Genomic DNA, 11,842 nt, shown 5'->3' on the forward strand with positions numbered 1-11,842 from the left:
TCTGCAATAATCTTTTCAATGCGCCTTTCCGCCTCTTGCCGCAAGAGCCGCACGCATTTGTTAAATATCTGGCACTGCAACATGCTCTACCCTTCTTGTCTGCTCTTGCAGCTATTTAACGGCCGCGTCCTCATTTTGCTCTATAGCCATTTCCACCGCCCGCTTTGCGCATTCAAGCAAATGCTTCGACTGTTTGCGCAGATTGAAAGACTCGGTGATTTTTTGCTTGATTAATGACTGTTTATCTTCAGGTAAAATAGGAATCAGAGTTTCCCTTACCTGTTCAGGTCTCCAGTGAAGGATAACCGAGCCGCCGACATCTCTGTTGATTTGTTCTTTCACAATCAGAGAGTTGAGCACAAGCGTCAAATAATCTTCATTGAAGAGATCGGTTTTTAATTTTAGGCGCAATATACCGCCCGATGGAATCATTTTCTTTGGCTTTTCTTTTAAATGATAAGCAATACCGGGGGTAGCGTCTTTGCTGAACAGGATTTCTCCCTGTTTCGGCTGATGCTGCGATAATTCCTCATACAGTACAGAAGAGATATATTTTTCTTCTGTAATTTCAAAAGGCGAGAGGTTGCTTACCCTGACAAATGGAATATTACCTTCATCTATGTAGGCTTCGCTTCCCACCTCTACGCATTTTTTTATTGATACCAGATTCCCCAGCGTATCCCATCCGCCTGGATAGCTCTTTATGGCATTGATAATTTCATCATATTTGGGTTGGTAGTATTCCGCGTCAATGCGCCCTGCTTTGTCAGTGTCGGAATAGTTTTTTATGAAAGTCAGCCGATGTTTGGGTTGCCAGTTTGAAAGACCGAGTTCAGCTAAAAAGAAAGTTTGCGCTTGGTTATATTTGACTAATGCCGTTTGTTTTAGACTCCAAGAGCTTTCATAGAGATTTTCAAATTCTCTCTGAAATGGTTCTGAAAATATTGGTATGGCAAGTTGATATATCGCCTCAACGGTTAAGTGTGGTTGGCCTGTTTGACTTGCTGTTCTTAGCAATAACTTTTGACCGATATCAGAGTGAAGAAAAATCCAAACATAATGCTTATTCAGTTTATATAGTTTCTTTGTTCGCAAAACAACCACATCTCTACAAATTGCGTATTCTGGATGTTCTTCGGATAGAAGTGCTACTTTCGCTAATGAATTCCCACCCTTTGCGATTATTATGTCCCCGGGATAACATTGGGCAATGGTTGATGGGTTTTCATTTAAAATTTCTTCCGGTAAAAAAACAGTATCTTTGGTTATATGCAATAGACCATTTTGAATTTCATTAACCCGCAGAAAGGGGATACCCAGTCCTTTATCATTGTAGTATTGAATTATTGAAGGATAAAATGCGCTACAATCTATGGAACCTCTTGCCTCACGAATAGAACATGTCTCATAGCTGGCTATATCCTTTTCAAGCTCAATATAAGCTGGTTGATAGTATTCTGCGTCAAGCCTGAAAACGAGTTTGTCTAAATCGTTGTAGGAAATAACAGAATGTTGCACGCCTACACCTCACACCAAAACGACAATTTTTCGCTCTTGGCAAACTCAATGAATGCCTCGGCTATGCCGTCAGGTAATTCCCCATTGTGGTTATGCAGGTCATGGTCTACGATAAGATGCCCGTTTTTCCGACTTTGGATTGCGCTTTATTGTTGGCTTTAAACCCAAGTTCAAACTGATGCAGGATGCGGCTTTCTTTAATGTCTCCTGCAAAAGGCGGATTTGCCATAAGGATATCAAAGTTGAAATATTTATTTTCGCCCTTTTCGGCCCGGAGCTTTTCCAGCCTCTCAAAACCCTTGCCGTAGGTGTTTATCCACTTTTTGTCTTTTTCCGTTTTGTCGCTCCACCGTTCATAATCAAGCGCATTCAGATGCAATACATTGGTCTCCCCATCACCGGCAATGAGGTTCAGGGTACGGGCTACGCGCACGGTCTTTTCATCAAAGTCTATCCCGAAGACCTTTAAAACATGCTCTTTGTCCTGCTCTGAGATTTCTGCATTGGTAAACAGGTGTCCGGTTATCTGAAAAATGGTATGTACAGGGAAACCGCAACTGCCTGAAGCAGTATCGATCATGTATTCGCCGCGTTTGGGGTTGAGCATCTTCACGCACATATCAATGACATGACGGGGCGTGAAGTATTGTCCTTTTTCGCCCTTAGCTGATTTGTTCACCAGATATTCAAAGGCTTCGTCCACTACCAGCAGATTAGAATTGAACAGCTTCACATCCTGCAAGCTTGAAACGCAGACGGACAAGTGGCTGTCCGAAAGCTCAAAAACAGCCCCATCTGCAAAAACACCCGGCCACTGATTCTTTGCCAGATCGAATAGACCTTGAATTTTTTGCTTCAGCTCTGTATCAGTTTGGCCTGAGTTTCTGAATTCCATCACCCTGAAGCCTTCATCTGAAATGCCGCTTACGGTGGCTTTCAGGGCTTCATAATCAGAGCCGCCAAGATAGCCGGGCTCATTGCCATATGGCGCAACAGATTCTGCCACTGAGGTCTTTGTAACCTGCTTCGTGAAATAGTTGATGACATCTTTATCTTTCCCGCTCAGAAACTCGTCATAGAGCTTGGTAAATATGAGCTTAAAGACCTCTTCAAAGACATCCACGCCTGCGTTGGCAAGCACTTCGTCTTCCATCTCAAGAATAATGTCTTTTAGTGATTTGCGCTCATTGGCAATTTTATCTTTGATGATAAGGTCTTTCAATGTAAACCGTTCGCTGAGAATGTCTTTAAGGCTTTGGCTTGCCTTAGGAATATCCGTGATGTCTTCAAAGTAGTTAGGGTCTTTGCGGTGGTAATAAGAAATCTTCTCGCCATTTGTCCAGACGCTCATAGGAGCGCCGGTCGCATTGCAGTATGAACGCAATTGTCTTTTCCATCCTTAAGTTTTGGCTTCTTAAGCTCGACAATGATATATGGCGTATCAGGTCGGTCTTTATCAAAGACAACAATATCAGCGCTTTTCTTTTCCCTTCCGAATGTGACCGGATATTCAAAGGTAAGTCGTTTTTTAGGGTAACCGTATTGCTGAATAAGTCTTGCGGCAAAAAGCTGACGAACGACTTCCTCGGGTTTTAACTGAATATCTTTATCGCGAATAATACAGGCAACAAATGGTGTTTTCCTGCCCTTTGATTCCTTGATGGCAATTTTCTTGCGAAGGGCAACAATCTCATCCTCAGAGAATAGAGAGAGATGGTAATTACTGTCTTTGAGAATCGTTTGAATAATGTCTTCCTGTATCATTTATTCTCCTTACTCCTGCTGATAAAGCAGCATATCCCCCGCTTCTCTATGCGAGCCTTCGGCCAGCCAATCTGCAGCAGCCTTTCAACCCCGTTAGAAAGAGCTTTCTAACGGGGTAAATCCGTATCCGTGGCCTCGTTTATTTTTGGCATGATTACCCTTTAAGAACTTGAAATCACAAATTGTGATTTCAAGTTCTTAAAGCCAATGCAGTTTAATTGAAACATAAAGCATGGGCACCACTATACCTCCGCTTCGATGATCTTTTTGATTTGCCGTGAAAGTTTTGGAAGTTCTTTCTTGCTTATATTCCAGACTATCTTATAATCAATGCCAAAATAGAAATGGATGAGCTTATCCCTCAATCCAGCTATGCTCTTCCACGGTATCTCGGGATGCTTTGCTTTTAAAGCAGATGAAATATTCTTTGCTGCTTCTCCTATCACTTCAAAGTTGCGGACAACGGCGTCCTGTGTCTTTCTGTCCGCGAGGAACTTCTTATAGGTAAGGCCCTTTGAATAAGAAGCAATCAAATCCATCGCTTCTTTAATATCGCCGAGAAAATCCTTATCCCTTCTTTTTTAGACATAGATCATGCTCTTTTTTATATCTTCAGCAATATGCTTGTATCTCGGGTTATGAAAACTCCGTTTGAAGCAATCAAATGTAGCCACATCAACCTCTGCACCCAATATTTTCTCAAGCCTGTCAACAAGTTCGACAAAATCAAGGCCCAAAGGTTTTTTTATGTCAATGAGTATGTCAATGTCACTCTTTTTTTCTCTGCTCTCCTTTTGCATACGACCCGAAAATGGCAATTTTTCTTACGCCATATTCGGATGCTAACTTTGGAAGTTCTTTTTTCAGCAGTCCTATTACCTTCTTCTGTGTCAGCATTTTTATTTATTCCTTTGACGAGTTTAGGAATTGCTATAATTATTAAAGTATTTTTAGAAAAAATTGTGCAGCTTCCAGCCAAGCTGCTATAGTCCTTCAATAACCTTTAAATCAGTTGCAGCCGGATATTTGCCCGTTATCTCATCATATACAACAACATCAGATTTATCACATACATCAGCAATATCCCTATGGAATCCCATGCCAAAAACAGCGGCTTTTTCTCTGTGCGGTAGGTTAAACCGATAATCGCGATGGTTGTCATGGCAATGGCGGACAGGGCAGAAATTATATGATTTTGGCTCGCAAAGGAAAGAAGAGGGCCGTTGATGAAAAAGATATCATCAAGGGCAAGAATAAAAATATTAAAAATATTGCTCCCGAAAAGATTGCCGATTGCAAGGTCTATTGCACCTATTTTTACAGCAGCCATAGAGACTACTACTTCCGGAAGAGAGGTGGAGACAGCTATAAAAATATTCCCCACAAATGTCTGTCCTAACCCTGTTGCCTCTGCAATGCCTTCGCCGATCTTCGGCAGGAAGATAGCAGCAGTTATAACAAATAGTGCATTGATAATGTAATTAACAACGGCTGTTTTGGTCTGGACTTTTTCGTATTTCAATTCAATCGCTATTTCTTTTACAAATGCAGAGATCTGCCTTTTTTCGTAAAAATAGACCAATCTCATGGCAATAAAATATATAACCACAAAAAACAAAGTATAAGGCCCTATCCAGCCGAGTGGAAGGATTCGGTTCCCGAAAAACAGACCTATGGCAGCTATGCCCAGAAGCAGTATTCCGAACCCGGCAGAAAGCACATGTCCATGATGTGCCCTCGAGGATATTGGTGTTGGGCGATGCATGGCATCAAGAAAAGAAATGATAAGCATATTGAACACACAACTTCCGAGCACATCGCCAACAGCAATATCAGGAACATTTGCATAGGTGACAGAGCTTATTCCTGTGACGAGCTCCGGGAGTGATGTCACGGATGCTATAAGAACAACGCCTATCCATGTCCTTCCAAGGCCTGTCTTTTCGGCAATAATATCACCGTACTTTGATAGTTTTATGCCGGAATAGACAATCACTGATGTACATACTATAAAAGCAATCCAGAGAAGCATCAGAACTCCCTTACCTGTGATACCTCGCCACTAAAAATCTCTCTGATTCAAGATATTCAACGGCATTGTTAATATTCTTCCTCTTTCCTATCAATAAAAGCACATCGTCCGATTTTAATATAAAGTCAGGTGATGGATTCTGATGGACTTCGTCACCTCTCTGAACAGCAATAATTGTTACGCCTGTCTCTGCCCTTAAATGCAGTTCTTTTATGGAATGTCCGCTCATATGTGAGCCTTTCTTTATGAGATATGTCTCTGTCTCTATATCTTTGAGGAATTCATATCTTTCTGCGAGGTGTTTTTTGGGTAATTCTACTATCCTCAAGGCACTGTAACTATTTTTTCTGATATTGTCTATATGTTCTGCTATCACATTCCTCGGCATATGATAATGATGCAAAACCCTCGAGAATATCTCGATTGATGTCTCAAATTCTTCTGGAATTACTTCATTTGCACCGAGCTTGATGAGGTCATCAACCTCTGCGACATATCGGGTTCTCACGATAATATGAAGCGTTGGATTCTCATGTCTCGCAATCTGGACAATTCTGCGGGTAGCCGCAGCATCGGATATGGCTATCACAAGCACGCTTGCCCTATGAATGCCCATCTTATGGAGTATTTCTGTACTCGTGCCATCGCCGTAATAAATCGGCTCTCCCTTTTTCTTCATCCTTTTAACCGTATTCGCATTCATCTCAAGGACAACATAGGATATACCCGATTCTTTCAATACCCTTGCAAGGTTGCTGCCATTGATGCCAAAGCCGATTATTATCACATGCCCTGATTTTTTCGCAGGATACGACTCCTTTTCTTTACCCCTCTTCATCTGCTCCAGCCGCTTCAACATCGGTCTTGAAACAAGCCATGCAGACACATACGGCGAGACGCCTGCAATAAAAGGCGTAAAAAGCATTGTCATTACAGAAGACGAAAGAAACAACTGATAGGCATATTCCGTCAAAAGGCCGGCAGCCTTTCCCGCGACTGCAAGTACAAAGGAAAACTCACCGATCTGTGAAATATAAAATCCTGTCTGCATAGAAACCCTCAGCGGCTGTCCGGCAATATAAGCTGATACCATCCCGATAACGGATTTCAGAATCAGAATGGCAAAGACTACGGCAATCACCGAAGCTAAATTGCCGCCTAAAAATTCGATGTTCATCAACATGCCGACGGATATAAAAAACAATCCTGTAAAGCTCTCTTTAAAGGGCAGTATATCCGATATTGCCTGCGATGCGTATTCTGACTCGGATATCACAATTCCGGCAAGAAATGCTCCGAGGGCAAGGGAAAGCCCGAGTTTAGAGGTGAGGAAGGCGGTGCCTATGCAGAGCAATATTATAGTGATGACAAAGAGTTCGCGGCTTCTGGTCTTTACAACTTCGTGCAGGATATGCGGGACAGCCCACCTTGCGGCAAAAAGGACTATGCCTACGACCATAAATGCCTTGAGCATCGTAAATGCAATCTTTTCCATTCCTCCGCCGTTGCCGGCGAGCACAGGAATAAGGAGCATGAAAGGCACTACGCACAGGTCCTGAAATATGAGTATCCCGACCGAAGACCGTCCATGGGGCGCATTGATTTCAGCCCTGTCCATCAGCAGCTTGACGACTATTGCCGTACTGCTCAGAGCCACCAGGAACCCGTCGAATACAGCCACATTCAGTCCCTGCTTGAAAAAGAAAAAACTCAAAAGGGCGATCGACCCTGTAGTCAATGCCACCTGAAGAAGCCCTCCTCCCAGAACCTGGGAGCGGAGGGTCATGAGATTTTTCAGGGAGAACTCGAGTCCGATGGTGAACATGAGCAGTATAACGCCGATCTCTGCAAGGAGTTCGACATCGTGGACATCTTTGATGAACTGAAATCCGTGAGGCCCCAGGATTACTCCGGCGACAAGAAAACCGACAACAGATGGGATCCTCAGCCTTCCAAGTGCAAATACCACTACGGCCGAGACGCCGAAGATTAAGACCAATGATTTTAAAAATTCCAATCCCATATTTTTTATGGTAGCATAAAATATGCTTTACTACTGCCCGATTTTATTATCGATCTTCAGCTTTTACAGGAAATGCCCGAGATGCAAAAAAGCCCAGCATTTCAAGGGAAAGAAAAAGGGAGATACTGTCCGCTGCAAAAAGTGCGGGCATGAATTTGTACTGAGATAAGTATCATTCTTCACCTCTCATTACAAACCTCAATAAAAGCGGTGCAAACAGAGTTGTAAGTGCAACCACAAAAACAATAACGGCATAAATAGTATCATCGAATATTCCGCCCTTTTTCCCGACCTCCGCAAATATCAGACCAACCTCTCCCCTCGGAACCATCGCGATGCCTGTCGAGAGCTTTGTCCTTAATCCTCCTTTAACCCATACACCGCTTAACATCTTTGCAATGATTGCTCCGATGGTAAGGAATCCTGCTGTCTGCCAGAAAGTCACGGATGTAAAATCTATAACCTTGAGATTGATCGATGCCCCGACAATCACGAAAAATACCGGAACAAAGAGGTCTATGATAGGCTTCATATTAACCTCTATCTTTTCGGCAAGGTCGTGGCTGTAATGGTCTATAGTTGCGCCGAGCGGAAGGAAAAACCTCCTTGCAAGGGCAATGCCTGCTGCAAAAGAACCGAGTATCTCGGGAGCGCCAACTCCATGGGAGATAACCGCCAATCCCAGAATTAGAGAAACAATGATGGTTGGTATCATGCCCTTTGTCCTGCTGCCCGATGAAAGCTTTGATATGAGCGGGACAAAGAGCTTTATAATCACCGGAGCAATTAACAGGAAAACCGTAATAAATCCCAACACCTTTGCGGTATTGATTACATTGATCTCCCCCTTAACCGCAAAATCGTACAACACGGCTAAAATAACGACTCCAACCACGTCATCCAAAACCGCAGCGCCGAGGACGATCTTCGCTGTCTTTGTCTGGTGTTTTCTCAGGTCAACGAGAACCCTCACCGTTATCCCGATGCTGGTCGCCACGAGTGTTCCTCCGATAAAAAGTGAGGTGACAAATGGTAGATTAAAAACATAACTGCTTATCCAGAAACCGGCAAAGGCAGGAAGCATTACTCCTGTTGCGGCGACGAGCGATGACTGTATGCCTACTTTAACAAGCTGTCCTACATCGGTTTCGAGCCCGACCTCGAATAGAAGCAGAAGGATTCCTATCTCTGCAAGGAGATAAAATGTTGCATCGGGGACTATTATGCCTAAGAGGCTCGGCCCGATGATAATGCCCGCAATAACCTCGCCCAATACCGATGGAAGGCGTAAAAATGCAAAGACCTCTGCAAAGAGCTTTGCAGAAAGCAAAATAGCCAGAAGCTTCAAGAAGAATTCAGATACTTCCATAACCTATTCTTATTATGTGTTCAATCTCGTCTTTTTCTTCACCCTTCATCTTCTTCTCAAGATACTCCTTTGCAATATCCCTGCCGCCGAGACCAAAAAGGCTATGGCAAGGGCGAGAACGATTCCGCCGAATACTATTGCAAAGACAATGATTATCGTCTCCCTGTTTTTTATATCTTCCCAGACATCCGAATATGTCTCCATAAGGTCAAAGGTCGCTCCGACCACCTGATAAAGCATTGCGCTCAAATCTGCGCCCGGGTCTTTAGGGTCGTGAATCTTTGCACCAAGGAATGACTGGCAGACTTTGAAGTTATTGGCAATTGCAGTGGTTGTCATCCATACATCTATTCCGTATTTTGCAACATCCGTCTCCCATACATCCTTGCTCAGATAAAATCTTGCAAGCTTGCCCGAGAAACCAAAATCGCCGCCAATAGGCTGTCTTATTCTTTTGCCGTACAATGCCCTCGTCAAAGGATACACTATGCTGTTGGTTATCGTACCGTCGTATTTATGCCTGTGATAAAGGGGCGCAACATAGTCGAGATTGCCTTCAATCACAGGTTTAATTAGAAGCTCTATCCACTCGGGCGTAATACTCCTCAAATCGGAATCCACAACCGCACATGCCTTCGCATTAATCGCTGACGCAATCTCGAATATAGTCCTGAATGCGCTTCCCTTCCCGGGAATGCCGTGATATGGGGTTGTTATTTTAAAAGCAGGCCTTACCCTGTGATAAAGGAGGATCGATTGTAAATCTTCGATGGCTGCACTCTGGACAACATCCATCGTGCCGTCAGTAGAACCCCCATCCGAATTTACAAGAACACATTTTTTATCCGGGAAGTACTTGGCAAACCCTGCCTGCACTGCCTTCACCACATGGCCAATTGTCCGGGCATTATTGTAGCTCGGAATGCCGACAAGAATGTCAGCCTCTTTTATATCTTCCAACTTTTCCCTTACCTCTTTTCTTTCAACAATGCTGTCCATATACTTAAGTATAAACCATTTCGAGCAAAACTACAGGCGAATTCGAAAACACCTCTGATAGTTTTAATGCAGTAGCGTCTTTATAATTTTTGGCCGTCACAATTTCATCCGTAAATATATTTCTGTATCTTGCTCCTGTTTCCGCGAATGGAATCACTATAAACGAATCATTCCATTCGACATCAAACAGGAATATCCCTGTTGGAGAAATCATCCCTGTCAGGAATCTCGGTACAACCATAATAGCCCTTCTGCTGCCTGCCCTGCGCACAAAGGCACAGACATTGTCAGCCCTGTCTCCATACACCTCGAGCGGTATATATTCTCCTTTCTCAAAAAGCTCCCTGTTGTTCTTCCGAAAGTTGAGGGACTTGTATATCAGATACATTTTTATCTTACCTTTATCCTTGTTGACTGTCAGCCCATTTATAAGCTTAAGAGGCCCGATGTCAGACTCATACTCTTTTAGTTCCTCAAGCATTTCCATTCTTATTTTGTAATCAACAGGCCTGCGGTTGTCAGGATCAACAAGGCTGAAGTTCCATATCTCTGTTCCCTGATAGAAGTCCGGTACGCCCGGAGATGTTATCTTAAGGAGCGTCTGTAAGAGGGAATTGAACATGCCATAATGTGAAATCTTCTTCTGAAATGCCAGAAATTCATTCAGGAACTGATTGTCATGAATCGGGGTTATTATCCTTTCAATAAAAAGCATCATGGCATCTTCATAAATCGTGTTTGGATTTATCCAGCTTGTGTTGACCTTGGCTTCCCTTATTGCCTTTAGCATATAGTCCTTAATGCGATTTTTAAAGACTTCGTATTCGGATTCATTCATCGGTTCGACAGGCCATGCACCGATAAGGGTCTGGTATAAAAGATACTCCTCATTTCTGTCAGGCACTGCCATGCCGTCAATCACAGGTTTTTTCTTTTTATTCAAACGGTTCCATCTAATCAGGCATTCCTTCCATTCATCGGGTATCTCTGAAAGGACATTTATCCTTGCCCTCACATCCTCGCTCCGCTTTGTGTCATGGGTAGATGTAGCGATAAGTGCATGTGGCCACGACTTGATTCGTTCGATATTTTTTCCGTGAAAGGTTTCGAGGGAGGTGCCGAATCTGTCGGGACTTCCTCCCACTTCATTAATGGAAACAAGCCTGTTATAGACATAAAAGGCAGTGTCCTCAACACCCTTTGCCATAACAGCCCCCGTAATCTGCTCAAACCTCATGACAAAATCGAGCCATTCCTTTCTATCATCCTCTTTAAAATGCTTCGGATAATTCAGCAGCAGTACATCCTTAAGGAAATCAAAGATTGACCCGCTGATGGCAGGGTTTCTACGCTTTGCCCTTGATACGGCAAGCTCTATATATCTCAGGTCTTTATCGCTTGCACCGTCAGGTGTTATATATGTCCTGTAGACAGGAAAAAAGGCAATGACCTCCACAAGGGCGCCGATAAGACTGTTGAGAGTAAAATCCCTCGTATGTCTGTCCTTCTCGGAGACCCTGCTCAGGTAATGTCCGAGGGTATTAATCTCGCTGGCCATTGCCACCTGCATTATTAATTTCTTTTTCTCGTAAACAATATCCTGAAAATTGATCTTTGACCTGATGAATCTGAAATATATTTCATCAAATGCCTTTGCATTGCCGGTTTCGATGAATATCCCGTTTAATGAGTTCAGGAAAACATAGCCTGTCGTACTGAATATGGGCCAGTCCTCCGGCATCTTTTCATCCCGCGTAAGAATCTTTTCGCCCACGATATAGAATGGTTTGAAATAAGGGTTTGATGATAATACTTCATCGTACTGTTTCAATATCTCTGCCCCGGCATCAGACGGAAGAGCAGACATCGGCGTCTCCCCTTTGACCTCTTCATAAGTATCCGGGGATATGTTGTCTCTTAGCAATTCAAGATAACCAAGCCTTATGTGCAAAAAACAGTTTTGCTGCAATCTATGGAAATATTCCGGCGGGTTATATAACCCATCAGGATGGTCGACCCTGAGACCTGTTACCATTCCTTCTCTGACCAGTTTGAATATGAGCTTATGTGTTTCATCGAATACGACAGGATCCTCCATCCTGATTGCTGCAAGCTCATTGATGTCAAAAAACCTCCT

9 protein-coding genes and 1 pseudogene are annotated in these 11,842 nt (G+C 43.3%); all 10 read right to left on the minus strand.

The genetic code is table 11. The features are described 5' to 3' along the window. Positions 1 to 111: 111 nt before the first annotated feature. On the minus strand, positions 112 to 1,518 hold the full coding sequence (locus V7L97_RS09270; RefSeq protein ID WP_333655307.1) for a restriction endonuclease subunit S: 1,407 nt from the start codon (positions 1,516 to 1,518) through the stop codon (positions 112 to 114). 124 nt (positions 1,519 to 1,642) lie between these two features. Beyond that, positions 1,643 to 3,282 (minus strand): annotated as a pseudogene (locus V7L97_RS09275) (type I restriction enzyme HsdR N-terminal domain-containing protein); the annotation flags it as partial. A gap of 242 nt (positions 3,283 to 3,524) precedes the next feature. Further along, positions 3,525 to 3,821 (minus strand): HepT-like ribonuclease domain-containing protein, encoded by a 297-nt coding sequence (locus tag V7L97_RS09285; RefSeq protein WP_333655308.1) that lies wholly within the window; start codon positions 3,819 to 3,821, stop codon positions 3,525 to 3,527. A gap of 42 nt (positions 3,822 to 3,863) precedes the next feature. Next, positions 3,864 to 4,082, minus strand: a complete 219-nt coding sequence (locus V7L97_RS09290; protein ID WP_333655309.1) for a nucleotidyltransferase domain-containing protein — start codon at positions 4,080 to 4,082, stop codon at positions 3,864 to 3,866. Beyond that, complete coding sequence (locus V7L97_RS09295; RefSeq protein ID WP_333655311.1) at positions 4,051 to 4,179, minus strand: nucleotidyltransferase family protein; 129 nt, start codon at positions 4,177 to 4,179, stop codon at positions 4,051 to 4,053. The genes V7L97_RS09290 and V7L97_RS09295 overlap by 32 nt, the downstream gene beginning before the upstream one ends. 136 nt (positions 4,180 to 4,315) lie before the next feature. Continuing rightward, complete coding sequence (locus tag V7L97_RS09300; RefSeq protein WP_333655312.1) at positions 4,316 to 5,314, minus strand: sodium:calcium antiporter; 999 nt, start codon at positions 5,312 to 5,314, stop codon at positions 4,316 to 4,318. Between the two features lie 10 nt (positions 5,315 to 5,324). After that, entirely contained in the window at positions 5,325 to 7,337 is a 2,013-nt protein-coding gene (locus tag V7L97_RS09305) for a cation:proton antiporter domain-containing protein (protein ID WP_333655314.1), read from the minus strand. Between the two features lie 172 nt (positions 7,338 to 7,509). Beyond that, a complete protein-coding gene (locus tag V7L97_RS09310) occupies positions 7,510 to 8,706 on the minus strand; it encodes a cation:proton antiporter (RefSeq protein WP_333655315.1) in 1,197 nt (398 codons plus the stop codon). A 45-nt stretch (positions 8,707 to 8,751) separates the two neighbouring features. Further along, positions 8,752 to 9,705, minus strand: coding sequence for a glycosyltransferase (locus V7L97_RS09315; protein WP_333655317.1), 954 nt, complete (start codon positions 9,703 to 9,705; stop codon positions 8,752 to 8,754). A 4-nt stretch (positions 9,706 to 9,709) separates the two neighbouring features. Then, a partial coding sequence (gene treY / locus V7L97_RS09320; protein ID WP_333655318.1) for a malto-oligosyltrehalose synthase occupies positions 9,710 to 11,842 on the minus strand: 2,133 nt, incomplete at its 5' end.

It is taken from the genome of Dissulfurispira sp., from assembly GCF_036745535.1.
GTDB lineage: Bacteria > Nitrospirota > Thermodesulfovibrionia > Thermodesulfovibrionales > Dissulfurispiraceae > Dissulfurispira.

What these genes read in the sequence shown, in the direction of transcription:
- V7L97_RS09315 (WP_333655317.1), bottom strand. Translation starts at nt 9,705, where the DNA reads ATGGACAGCATTGTTGAAAGAAAAGAGGTAAGGGAAAAGTTGGAAGAT.
- V7L97_RS09300 (WP_333655312.1), bottom strand. Translation starts at nt 5,314, where the DNA reads ATGCTTCTCTGGATTGCTTTTATAGTATGTACATCAGTGATTGTCTAT.
- V7L97_RS09310 (WP_333655315.1), bottom strand. Translation starts at nt 8,706, where the DNA reads ATGGAAGTATCTGAATTCTTCTTGAAGCTTCTGGCTATTTTGCTTTCT.
- V7L97_RS09290 (WP_333655309.1), bottom strand. Translation starts at nt 4,082, where the DNA reads ATGCAAAAGGAGAGCAGAGAAAAAAAGAGTGACATTGACATACTCATT.
- V7L97_RS09305 (WP_333655314.1), bottom strand. Translation starts at nt 7,337, where the DNA reads ATGGGATTGGAATTTTTAAAATCATTGGTCTTAATCTTCGGCGTCTCG.
- V7L97_RS09285 (WP_333655308.1), bottom strand. Translation starts at nt 3,821, where the DNA reads ATGGATTTGATTGCTTCTTATTCAAAGGGCCTTACCTATAAGAAGTTC.
- V7L97_RS09295 (WP_333655311.1), bottom strand. Translation starts at nt 4,179, where the DNA reads ATGCTGACACAGAAGAAGGTAATAGGACTGCTGAAAAAAGAACTTCCA.